This is a genomic window from Paenibacillus sp. FSL L8-0470 (assembly GCF_038008625.1).
Classification (GTDB): domain Bacteria; phylum Bacillota; class Bacilli; order Paenibacillales; family Paenibacillaceae; genus Paenibacillus_AQ.
Window position 1 is genome coordinate 3,661,110 of sequence record NZ_JBBOZM010000001.1, and the last position, 16,835, is coordinate 3,677,944.

10 protein-coding genes are annotated in these 16,835 nt (G+C 50.4%); 5 read left to right on the forward strand and 5 right to left on the reverse strand.

Going from position 1 to position 16,835, the window contains the following annotated elements:
- Positions 1-179: 179 nt before the first annotated feature.
- The 5 genes from NST99_RS16630 to NST99_RS16650 all read right to left on the reverse strand — a co-directional run bounded on the left by NST99_RS16630 (position 180) and on the right by NST99_RS16650 (position 7,319).
- Positions 180-1,925 (reverse strand): ABC transporter substrate-binding protein, encoded by a 1,746-nt coding sequence (locus NST99_RS16630; protein ID WP_341093160.1) that lies wholly within the window; start codon positions 1,923-1,925, stop codon positions 180-182.
- Between the two features lie 76 nt (positions 1,926-2,001).
- Positions 2,002-2,904: a carbohydrate ABC transporter permease gene (locus NST99_RS16635; RefSeq protein WP_341093161.1), complete on the reverse strand. Its 903-nt coding sequence runs from the start codon at positions 2,902-2,904 to the stop codon at positions 2,002-2,004.
- Positions 2,905-2,913: 9 nt separating this feature from the next.
- The gene (locus tag NST99_RS16640; RefSeq protein ID WP_341093163.1) at positions 2,914-3,873 is read right to left on the reverse strand and encodes an ABC transporter permease; all 960 of its coding nucleotides are present in this window, start codon (positions 3,871-3,873) and stop codon (positions 2,914-2,916) included.
- Positions 3,874-3,997: 124 nt separating this feature from the next.
- Positions 3,998-5,557, reverse strand: a complete 1,560-nt coding sequence (locus NST99_RS16645) for a response regulator transcription factor (RefSeq protein WP_341093165.1) — start codon at positions 5,555-5,557, stop codon at positions 3,998-4,000.
- Positions 5,550-7,319 carry a sensor histidine kinase gene (locus NST99_RS16650; RefSeq protein ID WP_341093167.1) on the reverse strand — a complete coding sequence of 590 codons (1,770 nt, stop codon included), beginning with the start codon at positions 7,317-7,319 and terminating at the stop codon, positions 5,550-5,552. The genes NST99_RS16645 and NST99_RS16650 overlap by 8 nt, the downstream gene beginning before the upstream one ends.
- 327 nt (positions 7,320-7,646) lie before the next feature.
- On the opposite strand from NST99_RS16650, the gene NST99_RS16655 reads away from it, so the two are divergent.
- The 5 genes from NST99_RS16655 to NST99_RS16675 all read left to right on the forward strand — a co-directional run bounded on the left by NST99_RS16655 (position 7,647) and on the right by NST99_RS16675 (position 16,814).
- Positions 7,647-10,457, forward strand: coding sequence for a sugar-binding domain-containing protein (locus tag NST99_RS16655; protein ID WP_341093168.1), 2,811 nt, complete (start codon positions 7,647-7,649; stop codon positions 10,455-10,457).
- 323 nt (positions 10,458-10,780) lie between these two features.
- The gene (locus NST99_RS16660; protein ID WP_341093170.1) at positions 10,781-11,524 is read left to right on the forward strand and encodes an FCD domain-containing protein; all 744 of its coding nucleotides are present in this window, start codon (positions 10,781-10,783) and stop codon (positions 11,522-11,524) included.
- Positions 11,525-11,529: 5 nt separating this feature from the next.
- The gene (locus NST99_RS16665; RefSeq protein ID WP_341093171.1) at positions 11,530-13,596 is read left to right on the forward strand and encodes a hydantoinase/oxoprolinase family protein; all 2,067 of its coding nucleotides are present in this window, start codon (positions 11,530-11,532) and stop codon (positions 13,594-13,596) included.
- Positions 13,593-15,572, forward strand: coding sequence for a hydantoinase B/oxoprolinase family protein (locus NST99_RS16670; protein ID WP_341093172.1), 1,980 nt, complete (start codon positions 13,593-13,595; stop codon positions 15,570-15,572). Before NST99_RS16665 ends, NST99_RS16670 begins: the two co-directional genes overlap by 4 nt.
- A gap of 72 nt (positions 15,573-15,644) precedes the next feature.
- Positions 15,645-16,814, forward strand: coding sequence for an ABC transporter substrate-binding protein (locus NST99_RS16675; RefSeq protein WP_341093174.1), 1,170 nt, complete (start codon positions 15,645-15,647; stop codon positions 16,812-16,814).
- Positions 16,815-16,835 lie beyond the last annotated feature (21 nt).

Here is a 16,835-nt window from a genome sequence, read left to right on the forward strand (position 1 = left end):
TTATGGGGATATTACATCACCTATATCAAAGCTGCAGAGTAAAACACAATTTGATGCACACAACTTATAATTATAATATTTATATAGTTGGATGTGAATCAACTTAATCGAATAGGGGTGACCCACAGCCATAAATGACTGCTTGGGACACCCCCTGCCGTTATCTACACTTAATACCCTTATTTACTGCTCCATAAGGCTACACGGTCTTGAACGAATTTGGTGTAGCCTTTTTCCATTTTCTCAACGCCGGCTTTATCCAGTTCAGCCATGTAGGCATCCCAAATTTTATCGAATTCGGCCGGTTTCGCCAGGATGGCCTGGGGAATGCGTTTCCACGTAATATCCCTCATTTTGTTACCCAGAATGGAGACTTCATCCTCGCCCGGAATCGCGATATTCCATGCCGCTCCATAAGCTTTTTCGGTGAATTCTTCTTCTTTCGGGAACAAATCCTTCCAGGTGGTAGCCTTATAAGCGGCTAAGGTTTCTTTTTCGACATCGCTGTAACCCAGTACAAGCTGTTCCGGGAAATTTCTAGTGTAATAGTTGCCGGTTGAGTCCTTGGCGCCATCACCGTAGTGGACCATCATATTCCAGTAGAAGCCGAGCCCGGATTCTTTTGTAAACGCCGTATTGTCGTTGTTAATCCGGTCCTGAACTTCTGCAGGAATGACACGTTTGCCGTTCTCCACTACATAATGCTTTCCTTCAATCCCCCAGTTGTTCAGGATTTGTCCTTCATCGGAAGCGAGGTAATCCAGGAACTTAATCGTACGGACCGGATCTGGATTCGTGCTGGAGATCGAGATGCCGTAACCACCCATGAAGCCGGTAGGCCAGAAGCTGGTTTCCTTATATTCTTTCGTAAGCGTTACGGGATAGTGGCCGTAGGTCTGATCGAATTTCCCTGCCGTCTTGAGTGCCTGCTGGGCGTCGTTGTAGTCCCAATCCTGGTCAATCAGGCCGAGCACCCGTCCGGTGGCTACTTTAGCTTTGTATTGGTCATACTTCTGGACGAAGCTTTCCTTATCAAGCAGGCCGATGTCATTCATATGGTTCAGCCAGCGGAAGTATTCTTTCTCCTCTGGACGGCGGAAGTGGTAGATGGCCTCATGTGTCTCCTGATCGACGTAATATTCCCCGTCATCCGAGCCGCCTGTCGTGGCAACCGCAGGGTTGGTGACGGAAATATACATATGCCAGTCATCTGCGTTCAGGGAAACCCCAATGTTTTTGTTGCCGTTCTCATCGGTGGGATGCTTCTCCAGATAGGCTTTGATCACATTCTCATAATCAGCAACCGTTCTGATTTCCGGATATCCGGCTTCTTTCACCACGCGGTGCTGCAGTTCGAACCCGCCCCCGGCCACGAATTTCTTCTCATCCACTGCTGCCCAGGTCGGAATGGCATAGATGGACTGGTCTTCATTGGTATACTTGGCCCGGGCGAGGTTATCGCCGAGCACACGTTTGATGTTGGGCGCATATTTATCAATTAATTCGGTCAGATCGATGACCGCTCCGGCGTCGACAAGCTTGCCGATATCCGCTTTAGCGGAAATAATATCCGGATATTCGCCGCCGGCTGCGATCAATGCGATTTTTTGCTGCGGGTCACCGACAGCAAATTCCGCATCGAGGGTAACACCTGTTTTCTCTGTAAGTACTTTACTGACTTCGTCTTTCATATTGTTCCAGTTCGGATTCGGGTCCTCCGCGAAGAAGGAGAGGGTAAGCGGACTTAAATCTTCGGCTTTCGCCGTAGCCTCTGCGGTGGCGCTGCCACCATTTGTAGCCTTAGTGCCTCCGGCATTCTCTGCGGTATTCTTGGTATTGTTCGAGCCGCCGCAGCCAGCCAGCACACTGAGGAGCAAGGTCAAGACCATCAGAATGACGTACGGTTTCGCTGTCTTTCTTGTCATAAATAGAAACCCTCCCTTTTTCTGGTCACAAAATGTATTGTATACACAGGCTAAGCCTGCCGATACCGGAGACGGACTAGCTTTTTACTGAACCCAAAGTCATGCCTTTGACGAAATAGCGCTGCAGAAACGGATAGACGACCAGAATAGGTACAGTGACGACGATCGTGATCGCCATTTTGACCGATTCCGGAGAGATTTGAGCCATAACCTCGGTCATATTGCGGCCGCGGAAATTATCTGCATTGGTCGTCGTGCTCTGGATGACCTTCATCAACTCAAACTGCAGGGTGGTCAGCTCATCCTTGGAACCGTTATAGAGGTAGGTATCTAACCAGGAATTCCACTGGCCGACAGCCAGGAACAGGGCGATGGTTGCCAGCGCCGGTTTGGTTAGCGGGAGAATAACCCGCCAGTAAATCGTAAAGTCGTTAGCCCCGTCCAGCTTGGCGGATTCCTGCAGGGCGTAAGGGAGGCCATCGATGAAGGAACGGATGACGAAGACATTAAATGCACTTACGAGACTGGGCAGGACATAGACACCGAAGGTCCCCATCATATGCAGATTTTTGATCAGGATGTAGATGGGGATCAGTCCGCCCGAGACGTACATAGTAAGCGCCAGAAATGTGGAGACAAATTTGCGGGCCTGAAAGTCTACCCGGCTCAGGGTGAAGGCCAGCATGGAGGCACTGACTAGCCCGAGGATCGTGCCGATGACGGTGCGCAGGATAGAAATTTTAAGTCCGGTCATTAGCCCGGAATAGGCAAAGATCGTCTCATAGTTCTTAAAGGTGAAGACACGGGGGAAAACCGTAATCCCGCCTTTGATGCTGTCTGTGGAGTCGTTGAAGGAAATCGCCAGCACATTCAAAAAAGGATACAAAGTGGCTATGGTCACCACAGTAATCGCAACATAGACTACCAAATCGAAGATGCGGTCCGACCAAGACGCAGCGGCCATTTTTTTGTTCAGCATAAGGGCCTCCTATATAATGCTTTCCTTCGTTATTTTTTTGAAAATTCCATTGGCCACAAACAGCAGAATCACACTCACCACAGAGTTAAAGATGTTAATAGAAGTACCGAAGGAGAAACGTCCCATGCCCAGTCCATAGTTCAGTGCATATAGATCCAATGTCTGCGAGAAGTCGCGCACCAGATTATTTCCTAGCAGGAACTGCTTCTCGAAACCTATACTGATTAAATGCCCGATTGAAATAATGAGCAGTATAACAATCGTAGTCCGGATGCCGGGCAATGTAATGTTACGCACCTGCTGCAGACGGCTCGCACCATCCACCCTTGCGGCTTCATACAGCTCCGGGCCTATACCCGAAATGGCTGCTAGATAGATAATCGTGTTCCAGCCCGTTTCCTTCCAGACATCAGAAGCCGTGACAATCCCCCAGAAGAAATGGCCTTTGGCCATAAATTGAATAGGTTCACTGATAAGATGAAGGCCCATCAGCAGATCGTTCACCGCACCGTTGTCGGTAGATAGCATCTTGCTGATAATCCCGGCGGCAACTACCCAGGATACGAAGTGGGGAAGATAAGAGACCGTCTGTACGAAGCGTTTCAGAATTTGCAGCCGCATCTCATTCAGAAGGATGGCGAATATGATGGGAATGATGAATCCGGCAAGCAGGCCCATGATACTCATAGCGAGCGTATTGCGCAGCGCATTGAAGAATTGCTCATCCTGGAAAAGCTCTCTAAAGTACTGCAGACCGACCCATTTCTGCTCGAAAAAGGATTTGCCGGGTTTGTATTTTTGAAAGGCCATAGTCCATCCCCATAACGGCAGGTAGTTAAATACAAATGCCCAGAGCACAAACGGGATGGCCATCATATAGAGATATTTCTGCTGTAGAAACGTTGCCCAAAAGCGTGAGGCAGGCTTCTTCGGCTCCAGCTTCATTTTGGTGGTGGTAATCGCTTTCATTTATGTCCCTCCTTCGATATGGCATTATCTTAAGCTACAGTAAATCAGGGAAACACCCGAACATTTTATATAAAAAACAGGGGGAAATCAGCTCTTTTCGTAAGCGATTTCTGAAACTTCGTGCTCACACAGAGCTTCCTCTGCGGTAGACGGAAGGAGAGATCCCTTCAACTTTTTTGAACTTTTCGCGAAAATAATCCACATCGCTGAATCCGACTTCGCTCGCAGCCTGATGGATTTTCCAGCCCTGATCCAGCAGCTCCTTGGCTTTTTCAATGCGGACCTTGTCCAGATAGCTATTGAAGGAAAGGCCTGTACTGTTTTTGAAAAGCTTGCCCAGATAAGCGCTGCTGTAAGTAAACACATCCGCCAGCGTTTCGAGTTTCAAGTTCTCATTGTAATGGCGGTGAATAAGGTCTAGCAGTCGCTTCATTAAGACGTCCATATCGTCTCGGGTAATTACGCCGGCATACTGCTCCAGCATAGTGGTGATGTAGCGATACAGCTGGGGCAAGGAGGTGTGTTTATAGATTTGCTGGATTTGCTCATCCATCCGGTTGTGCTGCAAAGCCAGCTCACTGTATTGGAGTGAGAGTTTGTTGATCAAATGCGTGACCATTCGTACATAGCGTGATTTCATAGCCATCTCGGAGTAACTGGCGGCGATCATCAGTTCACCGGTTTCCTGGATTAAGGAAGGGAGTACATCGAAGCTGCCGATATCCATGGCGAAATACAGGCGCTCCACCACAGAATCAAGCCTGCATTCCACTTCCTCCGGTCTGACCTTGAGTACTTTCTTCAGCTTTAGGGAATCCGGTCCAATCATACCTGACTCGTCGTAGAAAAAATGCTCCTTCATCCGTACCAGTGCGGATTGGCGGGAGACGGGAAGCTCCTCCAGGGTATCCACCATATCACCCGCTGTGATGATGCATTCAAGCCCATGGGCAGTTACGGCTTGCTGTATATTCTGTACCATTAATTTGCGTACAAGCTCCTTCTGATAAGAGGGCTGCAGGAGAACCCCCAAATAGGAGTCCAGCGAGAAGACAATCCCCCACGCCTGTTCATCAAAGCTTGCTGCAAGTCTGGCTTTTACGGCCGTTGAAGGCCCGTTGTCCGCATTGTCCTGGAGCAGCAGCCGGATCAGGACTACCTGATAGGAATCCCATAGCAGTCCTACTTCATGGATGGATGCCTCCATTGATGGCAGCATCTGCGGGCTGTTCTCCATCAGCAGGGATTGAACCAGCATTTCACGGCTCCATACCTTGACGGCAGCATGATTCTTGCGATGGGAGCTCCGCGCATCCAGCTCAGCGGACAGTTTTGCCAGATATAACTGCAATTCCAATTCATCTACCGGCTTAAGTAAATAGTTATCAATGCCAAAAGCCAGTGCACGCTTAGCATAGTCGAAATCGGCATAACCGCTGAGGATAATGATGTGCATCTCCGGATCGTTTTCCCGCAGCTCTTTAATAAGCTCCAGACCATCTCTGCCGGGCATCCGGATATCTACAATCATCAGATCAGGACTATAGAGTTCATATTTATACTTGGCTTCTATGGCGTTCGCCGCTGTATCTATAATCTGAAATCCACTGCTCTCCCAGTCCAGCAGAGCAGTAAGTCCTTCACGGATTGCCAGCTCATCATCCACAATCAACACACTATACATAAGAATCGCTCCTCAGGGGGATGGCAAAGCTAATCTGCGTTCCGAATCCGGTTTGACTGGACAGGGTAAGTCCGCATTCCGGGCCGTAGGTTAACTGAAGCCGCAAATGAATATTGCGCATCCCGATATTATTGGTTTCATAGTCATCCTTGTTCTCCAGCATCTGCCGGAGTTCTTGCATCCGTTCTTTGGAAATACCTATGCCATTGTCGGATACCTGCACCTTGAGCTGTTTGTCTTCTATACGGATATCCACCCGGACCATACCGCCGTCAATCCGGTTCTCCAGCCCGTGGATCACACAATTCTCCACCAGGGGCTGAATGATCAGTGGCGGAATCTGAATACTGTGAGCCTTGGGGTCTACTTGAAGCTCATAGGCTAACCTATCATCATAGCGGAATTTCTGAATGATCAGGTAGCAGTTTACGGTCTCCAGCTCGCTTTCCAGGCTGATCATCCCATTGCCGACCTCCAGGTTTTTGCGCATCATTTTCCCGAGCAGCCGCACGACCTGGGATATATCAGACTGGCCCCTGACTAGAGCTTTCATGCGGATGGATTCCAGAGCATTGAACAGAAAATGGGGGTTGATCTGGCTGGCCATCATTTTGAATTTAATCTCATTCTGCTTCAGCTCGATTGCATTCTTTTGCCGGTTGGATTCCTGTACCTCGCTCATGAGGTCGTTAATATTCCGCACCATATGATTGAACTGTCTCGCCAGCTGGCCGATTTCATCTTTACCGTCAATTACCAGCGTAGCACTTAGATTACCGGAAGCGACCTTGGAAATATGTTTGCTTAAGTGCAGCATCCGTCCGGTGAGTACCCGGGAGAAATAATAGATAAGCAGAATAGCCATCAGTAATGCAGAAATAATGACAGCGGAAGCCAGTGAGATAATCCGGTTGGGTTCGCTCACGATACTTTCAACGGAAAAGATGGAGATGATGCGCAGACTGTTCAGGCTTCCCCCTGGATGCCAATCATCAATCAGCATTTTGAAAGGTTTGCCCTCAATCGTTATATCATAGGGACCTTGTCCGGCGATCGCGGCAGATACAGGGCTGAAGTTAATATCATCCAGTGATTTGCCCAGCGTATCTGCACGGTTGGAGGCTACTATATTGTCGTTCTCATCTACTATTATGGTTTCAAAAGTCTCCTGATTCAGGATGGCATTTAGTTCGTCCGTATTCACATTTACAACTAAAACTCCAGCGGTACGCTGCTTCAGAAAATCTACTTTGCGGATCAGACTGAGATAATACCGGCCGTCGCGGTTGTCACGGATATAATTCCAGCAGACCAGGCCTTTCTTGGCGATAGCGGTTTGATACCACTGCTCCTGTGTGACCGTATCATCCGCCTGCAGAAACTCCCAGTTGTCAAGAATCGTGGGGTTATTGATATACAGGCGGATGCTGGAGATCTCTTTGTACAGACGGATAAAATCACGAAAGTCAGGATAGTCCCAATATGCCTTCACAACATCATAGACCGACTCGTACCGGTGGTTGGCAGCTTCCTCCAGCCGGCTGTCATTGGACAGCCGGTAAGCAATGTCGAGCGGGACGCCCAGCATTTCGCCGGTCCGTTTTTTCACCCGGTCCACATTGGCTGTAATTTGCTCCAGAGCATTGTCCATCGCCATATTCCGTAGTTCACTCGTCAGAAATAACCCAACAATCAACACTGGAATTAAGGCGACACAGCCAAAAGACAAGAACAGCTTCGTCCTGAGCCGCAAATTGTTCATTAGAGTGATGATTCGGGCATACACAAAAACAAACACCTCCATTAATAAAATTGATAGCGCTTTCAATTAAGCGCATCGTTAAACTATCATCCATTAAATGTAATACAATATGCATTTATTGTCTCGTGAAAGAACTATATAGATTGAATTTGGAAAATTAAAAAGGGGGGAAGTGAAGGAGGAGAAGTTTGGATACTTACGGAGCGACTAAAGAAGCTGAGAAGTAAGATGGGTGAAGCAGGAAACAGCTATGTTCAAGGAGAAAGTAATGGGGAACCAAAGATCAGGAGTAACAACATAGGGTTGCATAGATTACCATGATTAGGAGTGAAAGAGTTGCAGACAAAGATTAGCCTTGAAGGCGAGTGGAAATTGCAATTAGATAAGGAGAAGCAGGGACTGCAGCTGCCTTTTTCTGATTTCATTACCTTGCCGGGAACGACATCACATGCCCGCAAGGGACCGAAGAACGAAGAGGTTCTGGTCAGCGCTCTGACAGATGAGTACCTGTTCGAAGGGTCGGCCTGGTATTCGAAGGAAGTAGTCATTCCAGAAGAACTCGCAGGAAAGACTTGTTTTCTATATTTGGAGCGTACCAGGCTTACGACACTCTGGCTGAACGGTCAAGAGATTGGCAGCCGTGATAGCCTGAACACCGCGCATGTATATGATTTGACAGGGAAGCTTCAGCCTGGCAGTCAGACACTCACTGTCCGGGTCGATAATACCGGTTATCCGACCAAAGGCGGACATATGACTTCGCCGGACACTCAGACCAACTGGAACGGAATCACAGGACGCATCGAGCTTCAGTTCTACGGCAAGTCCTATTTGAGCGGAATTCGGCTCGATCCGAATCTGCCCGAACGTTCTGTCCGAATCACAGGAACACTGGAAGGAACGGCTGTAACAACGATTGCTGTATCAGCTTCCAGTTTTAATAGCCAGACAGCCCATTCAGTGGCTGAGCAGGAATTCACAATCTCGCCGGGGAACTTTACGATCGACTACACGTTAGGTTTGGATGCGCTTCCTTGGAGTGAAACCGCACCCAATCTCTATAACCTTAACATCCTCCTGAAGGATGGAGCAGTCGGAACCGGCGAATTGTATGAGTCGTTCTTCGGCTTGAGGGAGTTCAAGGCGGACGGCGAGAAATTCACGATCAACGGGGAGAAGACTTTTCTCCGCGGTAAACATGACGGGCTGATCTTCCCATTGACCGGATATGCCCCGACTGACGTAGAGGAATGGCTTAGAATCCTGGGGATTTCCAAATCCTATGGTATCAACCATTACCGCTTCCACACTTGCTGTCCGCCGGAAGCGGCCTTTACCGCTGCCGATAGGCTCGGGATCTATATGGAGCCGGAGCTGCCGTTCTGGGGAACGATTACGGAACCAACCGACGAGGGTCATAACCAGGCGGAGCAAGACTATCTGGTCAGTGAAGGATATGAAATTCTGAAAGCGTTCGGCAATCATCCGTCATTCGTGATGATGTCGCTAGGCAATGAGCTGTGGGGCAGCAGAACCAAGATCGATTCCATTCTCAAAGACTATAAAGCATTCGACAATAGACCCCTGTATACTCAAGGCTCGAACAACCACCAATGGGTTCCGGAAATTCTGGAGCATGATGATTTCTTCTGCGGAGTGCGTTTCTCGAAGGATCGTCTGTTCAGAGGCTCTTATGCGATGTGCGACGCACCGCTCGGTCATGTCCAGACTGCGCTGCCGGGTACGATGAAGGATTATGACGACCAGTTCGTTCCACCGTCCCTGCAGGGCAGGGAGATAGCAGAAGCTGGAGGCACTGTCCAAATTCAGTATGGTACCGAAGCCAAGACGGTGCAGGTCGGAGACACATCCGGGGAATGGATTCCGCATATTCCTGTGATCTCGCATGAGATCGGGCAATACGCGACTTATCCGAATTATGAGGAAATCGGCAAATATACAGGAGCGCTCAAAGCTGGGAATTTCAAAATTTTCCAAGAACGGCTGGAAAGCAATGGCCTGGGACATCTCGCGGGCAAATATTTCGCGGCTTCTGGACAGCTGGCGGCTGCTTGTTACAAAGAAGAGCTTGAGGCCGCTTTCCGCACCCGGAGACTTGCTGGCTTCCAGCTGCTGGATCTGCAGGATTTCAGCGGACAGGGTACAGCCTTGGTTGGTATCCTCGATGCCTTTATGGATTCCAAGGGAATGATCACGCCTGAAGATTGGCGCACCTTCTGCAGCGATGCTGTCCTGTTGGCAAGATTCCCGAAATACAACTACGTCTCCGGAGAAGTCTTCAGCGCCAGCGTCGAGCTGAGCTGGTTCCGGCCCGGAACACCAGACTCCCTTGTGCTGCAATGGGAGTTGACCACAGATGGCAGAACGCTGGCCGAAGGCTCAAGTGAAGTTAACATCCCGGCGGGTTTGAATTACATCGATATCTGCCAGCTGGTCATTGATCTTCCTGCCGTCCAGAGGATGACCAAAGCTGTACTTACTCTGAGAATCGCCGGATCAGATATCCGTAAATCCTACGACCTGTGGGTATATCCAGAGAAAAGCAGTTCCGTGCTGGATGGCATCCGCATTTTCGAAGAGCTTTCCGATGAGGCACTTGCGCTGCTGGAGCAAGGTGACAACGTGCTGCTCATGCCGAAACCGGAGTCGCTTCATAACGCTGTTGAAGGCTTCTATTGTACGGATTTCTGGTGCTACCCTATGTTTCGCTCCATCTCTGAGAGCATGAACCGCCCGGTACCTGTTGGTACCCTGGGGCTGCTGATCGACAACAGCCATCCTGTGTTCCGTGATTTCCCGTGTGAACAATATTCCACGTACCCTTGGTGGAGTATCATAGAGAACTCAAAATCAATTATCCTGGACGGAACCGATCGGGAGTGGAGCCCAATTGTGCAGACAATCGACAACTTTGAGCGTAATCATAAGCTGGGGTTCCTTTTTGAGTGCCGAGTAAGGGCGGGCAATCTGCTGGTCTGTGCCCTCGACGCCAGTAAAGCAGGCGAAACGCCGGAAGGAAGACAATTCCTGTCCAGCGTAGCCGGTTATATGGCATCCAGCGAATTCAAACCGCAGTACACAGCAAGCGTATCAGAGCTGCACAAGCTTATTCAATAAGCATCAGGCCCAGTTCAATCTATATAGATCTTAAGTTCAATTTTACAGGGAGCCGTTTATGGGCTTCCTGTTTTTTTAGATATACAGAAGTAGAAGAAGGAGAGATTGTGATAGGGAGATCAATCAAGCATATTGAAAATAGATATCGAATAATAACCTCGCAGAGTAGGCTTTTCTTGCCCGTTAGTGCTCATAAAAATAAATTGTCAAAATCATGCTTTATTTGGGAGTATTTTGTTGTAAATTTGTCATTATTTAGTTATAATTCTATTAATCATCAATGAGTAACGACGTCAATCTAGCAACATGAAAGGATGAACAGAGTGGCACTGGAATCGCATCATCTGCAGCTCGAGTATGAATTCTTAAAGGCTCTGAGGAATGCTGAAGTTCCGCTAGGAGCCAGCACTCTGGTTCATACGCTGGGGAAGAAATATGAACTCAGCCAGGCAACCATCGGACGCAAGCTGATGGAATTTGATTTCGAGGGCTATACCGTTCTGGAAGGCCGGAAAGGGCGTATTCTGACGGAAAAAGGAACAAGGCGCATTGAATATTTGGAGAAAGAGCTGCACCAGAAAAATGTGAATTCTCAATTCCTGCAGCTATTGAATAATTCAGGAGAGTCCGCACTGGTGGATGTGTTAGTGGCCAGACGGGCGCTTGAGCGGGAAATTGCCGCACTGGCTGCACAGCGGGCTACAAAGGAAGAAATCAGTCTGCTAGAGGCTTCTATTGCAAGTCAGAACAAGCTGTTATCGCAAAATATCATTCCCTATGAAGAAGACCGTGAATTTCATACTTTACTAGCACTTACGGCGCGTAATCAGGTATTGCTCCATGCGGCTCAGCTGGTATGGCAAACCGGCAAGGACTTCCTGGAAACCGCCTATATTCGCCGTACGGTGGGCAGCGAGCTTGTGGTTGATCACCGTAAAATTCTGGATGCCGTTGCTGCGGGTTCACCTGAGCAGGCGGAAGCGGCAATGGTTATGCATATCAATCAAATGATAGAGGATGTCAAACGTTATTACGCTATCCAAAATCAGGAACAGCGCAATTTGTAAATGCTTTGAATAAAGGAGTGGAAAGTGTGGAGATCCATTACCGCTTAGGCATAGATATTGGCGGAACCTTTACGGATGCCATTGTTACAGACGGGCAGGGCCAGATTGTCGCGGCGCTCAAAATACCCTCGATAGCCGATGCTCCCGAACAGGCGATATTCCAGGCATTAGACCAGCTGCAGTCGAAGGGAGTGGACACACGCAAAATTGAGCTCTTCGTACATGGTACTACACTTGGCGTAAATACGCTGATCGAACGCAGTGGTGCAGTTACCGGGCTGCTGGTGACCAGAGGTTTCCGGGATGTACTCGAAATACGCCGCTTGCGGCTTGAGAATACAACTAACCTCTATGGGGATAAAACGCTGCCGCTTGTCCCGCGTCAGCTTGTAAAAGAAATTGATGAACGTCAGCTCGCAGACGGCAGAGTGCTCACCCCACTGGACCCGCAACAACTGCTCCAGGCAGTGGATGAATTGATGCAGGAGGGGGTTACGGCGCTGGCCATCAGCTTCCTGCATTCTTATGCCAATGCCGGGCATGAGCAACTGGCCGAACAGCTGATCCGTGAGCGTTATCCGCAGCTGTTCATCTGCAGAAGCAGTGCAATCTGGCCGCAGCAGCGAGAGTTCGAGCGGACGCTGGCCGCAGTGATGAATGCTTATGTAGGCGAACGGATGGGGTCTTATTTCAAGCGTCTGCAAGAAGGAATCGGACCCTACGGCGTATCGGCGACGCTGCTGTCCACCATGTCAAACGGTGGTATGATGACCGCTGCCCGCGCTGCGTCCGAGCCAGTAAGGACGCTCCTGTCCGGTCCTGCCTCGGGTGTGATTGGCGCAACCTTTATCGCGGAGCAGGCAGGGATTAACCAGGTCGTTACCTTCGACATGGGCGGGACAAGCGTAGATGTCGCCTTAATCGACAAGGAGCCTGCTTACTCCACAGAGAATCAGGTGGGAGATTTCCCGGTCATCATCCCTGCGGTAGATGTAACCGCCATCGGAGCAGGCGGAGGCTCGATTGCCTGGGTTGATTCGGTCGGGGTATTGAAGGTAGGGCCACGCAGTGCCGGCGCCAAGCCGGGCCCGGCGTGCTACAACCGCGGCGGCAAGCAGGCAACAACCACGGATGCCTATTTGTATTTAGGCATTCTGCAGGCCGACCGTTTTCTCGGCGGCCAGATGCAGCTGTTCCCTGAACTGGCTGAACAGGCGCTTACGATTTTGGGTGACCAGCTCGGGCTAACTGCCAAGCAGACGGCGCAGGCCATTCTGGATGTGGCCACTGCGAATATGTATGCCCAATTCTCACCGCTGATGGCGCGAAAAGGAGTCGATCCCCGTGACTTCACTCTGCTTGCCTATGGGGGGGCCGGCCCGATGCATGCTTTTCTGATGGCACGTGAAGTTGGCATCCGCCGGGTGCTAATTCCACCTTCTCCTGGCACGCTTTGTGCTCTGGGCTGTACGGTTGCCAATTTGCGCAACGACTTTGTCTTCACACTTCACAAGCGCAGCCGTGGACTGGATGCCGAAGAACTTCAGACACATTTCTTTTCGCTTGAGCAGCAAGGACGCCGCTGGATTGAGGATGAGGCTAAGGGCGGAGTAACCCTGGGCGGTACATACGTCATTTACAGCGCGGATATGCGATATGAAGGACAGGCATTTGATCTGGAGGTTATCCTCTCAGATTCTGATATTTCTGATCCTAAAGAAGCGGAGATTAAATTCCACCGCAAATATGAATCCGTGTTCGGAATCAGCCAGCCGGAGGCGGAAGTCATGTTTGTCAATCTGCGGGCAAGTATCGTCGGGCTTCTGCCAAGTAAGATTAGGGCAGCTTCTCCGCAGGTAGCAGGCAGTGGAAAACCTGTGGAGACCCGGGGAATCACTTTTGACGGATTGGATTACCAGGCTAAGGTGCTTAATCGGGAGCATCTGAACGCTGATACAAGAATCTCCGGTCCGGCTATCCTTGAGGAATATGATACGACGGTGTTTGTACCTCCCGGCTACACAATACACGGAGATGCTAACGGAAATATTATCGGGGAGGCAGATCTATGATTACGGATAAAGTCTTCCTCGAAATCTTCAATAACCGGATTCAGGCAGCAGTAGAGGAAATGGCCAACGTTGTGCTGCGCACCGGCTTTACCGCTTTTGTCAAGGAAACGGGTGATTTCGGCACCTACCTGTTATCGCCGGAAGGCGAGACGTTCGGCTCTCCGCTGAATACGGGATACAACCTCTCCCTCGGAATTCCTGCGGCTACCGCCATCAAGGCAATACACCAGTGGCAGGAAGGTGACATAGTCATCTGTAATGACCCCTATACCACGGGGGGGATGGTTACCCATCTGCCGGATATTCACCTGATTAAGCCTTATTTCCATGACGGCAGGATCATTGCTTTTGGACTTTGCTTCGTACATTCTTCGGATGTCGGCGGAAAGGTTCCGGGCAGCGTATCGCCAAGCGCCTATGACATACATATGGAGGGCATCCGGATTGCGCCGGTCAAGCTGTATGAGGCTGGCCGCAGGAATGAGCAGGTGCTCCGGCTGCTGCTGGACAACAGCCGGATTCCCGGGCAGAACCTTGGCGATCTCAATGCGCTTATGGCAGCGCTGAACAGAGGGGAACAGCGGCTGAAGGAACTCATCGGCAGATATGGTGCGGAGCAGGTGGAGCAAGGCATTGAGAATCTGCTGGAGTATGCGGAGCTTAAAGCCCGGGCGATCATTCAGGATATTCCCGACGGCTCCTATGACTTCTGGGACTATCTGGAGAAGGGTCCCGGCGGCTATCCGATCCGGCTGCGCTGCCGCATGACAATTACCGGCACGGATATCTATCTGGACTTTAGCGGAACCGACCCGCAGGTTAGAGCTTCGTTTAATATTCCGACCCATAACCAGCAAGGGCACTATATGCTTGTGCCGGCGTTGATCCGCTACTTCCGGACACTGGATCCGGCGATTCCATGGAATTCCGGGATGGTGCGGATGGTGCGCAACTACGCGCCTCCGGCATCGGTGCTCAATCCGGAACCGATGGCGGCAGTAGGTGCGCGAGCGGCGACCTTTATCCGGGTGATGGATGTCATTACAGGGGCGCTGAGCCAGGCGCAGAGCAGCAAGGTGCCGGCTGCAGGAGCAGGTCAAGCCTGCATTGTGATGATGGCAATGACCGATGCTTCCGACGGCAAGAGCAAAGTCGGTGTAATTCAGCCGATCTGTGGCGGATCAGGGGCAAGACCGATGAAGGATGGGATTGACGGGATGGATTTCGCCGTAGGCCATTTGCGGAATATCCCGGCTGAAACGGTTGAGGCGGAGATGCCTGTACTGATTGAACGTTACGGTTTAAGGGCGGATTCAGCCGGAGCCGGCAAATTCAGGGGCGGCAGCGGCATCGACCTGCGCGTCAGGATTCTCAGTCCGGATACCGTGATGACCGCAAGAAATATGGAACGGATGGAATTCCAGCCCTGGGGCCGCTTGGGAGGTGGTGTAGGTAAGCATGGAGAAGCGATATTTAATGAAGGCCGGCCAGATGAACGCAACCTTGGCCGGATTGATGAGCTTTTACTACAACCGGGAGATACCGTGACTTTTCTGTCCCAGGGCGGCGGCGGATATGGAGATCCTTATGAACGGGAACCTGCATTCGTACTGAATGATATGCAGAAAGGACTTTTGTCGGAAGATCAGGCGCGGGAGCAATACGGTGTAGTGCTAAATTCAAATGGCAAAACCATTGATGAAGCATCCACTAAGCTGCTGCGTAATGGCCGCAGTAAGAATCGGGAAGCTTTCAGCTTCGGGGAAGCCCGGACTGCGTTTGAAACGGTGTGGACGGATAAAATGCAGCTCGCCGTGAACGCTGCTCTGAGCAGCTATCCGCTGGCACTTCGGGATTATTTGAAGAGACAGACGATGGCAGAAGCTGAGTCCAGAGTTGCTGCGGGCCATCCAGTTTCGGCTTCAGCAGTACCAGAGATCATGGAAGAATTGCGCAGGGGAATAGGGCTGCGCTGATGACAACAGCGGCTATGACCGGAAGGCGACAAAATTAGGAATTATATTAAATAACCTGAAGGAGAGAACCGAATGAGTACTCAAAAACTTAAACGCTCTTATATCTTACCGGCAATGTCGCTTGCCATGATTGTGGCACTATCAGCTTGTGGAGGGGGAAACAACGCGAATAACGCTACCGGAAACAATATTGCTGATAACAATCCTGCCGGGAAATCGGAAGATTCGACAGCAGCCGGCAGTGGTGAAAAGGTCAAGCTGACCATGTTTATCTGGGCCGGCTCCAATCAGGATGTGGTTCCTAAAGAAGTCGTAGCAGAGTATGTGAAGAACCATCCGAATGTTGAGGTGACCTTCGAAGAATCCTCCAATGCTGTAATGTATCCTAAAATGCTGGCAGGCAAGCAGGCTGACCCGAACAATCCGATTGTAAACTTCGGTTATTTCAACGCAGATGCTTCAGCCAAAGGCGTCAATGACGATATGTGGGAGCCGCTTGACCCGGCCATAGTCACCCATATGAAGGACATTCCCGAAGCATTCCACACCGCTGATAACAAGGGCATCGTCTGGGGCGTGTCGAGCTTTGCGCTGGTCTACAACAAAGATCTGGTAAAAACACCGCCGACAAGCTGGAACGACCTGTGGGGAAACGAAGAGTTCAAAGGGAAAACTGCATTGTGGGATTACATGTTCTATTCTTATCTGTCCCCGCTTCTGGCTGTAAAAGGGGAAGAACTCGGCGCATCCTACGAGAATCCAGAGCCGGCCTTCCAGTTCTGGGCGGATAACAGCGAGCAGATCGGCACACTGGTTACCTCGAACGACCAGCTTAAGGGTCTGCTCGATTCGGGCGATGCCCTGATTGCTCCGTTCAGCTCACAAGTAGCACAAACTTGGATCGACGGCGGCTCGCCGCTGGCCGTAGCTTATCCTAAGGAAGGTGCGATTTCCTTCCCTTATTCGCTGCAGGTTGTCAAAGGTTCTACGCCGGAGCAGGCAAAAGTGGCCAACGAGATCATTAACGAGCTGCTTAGCGCAGATGCGCTGTCCCGTTACGCCGAGGCGACAGGCACTCCAGTGACGAGCACGGCAGCAGTCATCCCGGATAAATACAAGGATGATCCATCCTTCTCCGTTGAGGAGCAGAGTAAGGGAATGAATCCTGACTGGGATACGCTGGCCAAGAACAGCTCCGCCTGGAAGGAACTGTGGGACCGTCTGGTCAAAACAAAATTATAAACCGGCTGCTGGCAGCAACCG

What these genes read in the sequence shown, in the direction of transcription:
- NST99_RS16630 (WP_341093160.1), bottom strand. Translation starts at nt 1,925, where the DNA reads ATGACAAGAAAGACAGCGAAACCGTACGTCATTCTGATGGTCTTGACC.
- NST99_RS16635 (WP_341093161.1), bottom strand. Translation starts at nt 2,904, where the DNA reads ATGCTGAACAAAAAAATGGCCGCTGCGTCTTGGTCGGACCGCATCTTC.
- NST99_RS16640 (WP_341093163.1), bottom strand. Translation starts at nt 3,873, where the DNA reads ATGAAAGCGATTACCACCACCAAAATGAAGCTGGAGCCGAAGAAGCCT.
- NST99_RS16645 (WP_341093165.1), bottom strand. Translation starts at nt 5,557, where the DNA reads ATGTATAGTGTGTTGATTGTGGATGATGAGCTGGCAATCCGTGAAGGA.
- NST99_RS16650 (WP_341093167.1), bottom strand. Translation starts at nt 7,319, where the DNA reads ATGAACAATTTGCGGCTCAGGACGAAGCTGTTCTTGTCTTTTGGCTGT.
- NST99_RS16670 (WP_341093172.1), top strand. Translation starts at nt 13,593, where the DNA reads ATGATTACGGATAAAGTCTTCCTCGAAATCTTCAATAACCGGATTCAG.
- NST99_RS16675 (WP_341093174.1), top strand. Translation starts at nt 15,645, where the DNA reads ATGAGTACTCAAAAACTTAAACGCTCTTATATCTTACCGGCAATGTCG.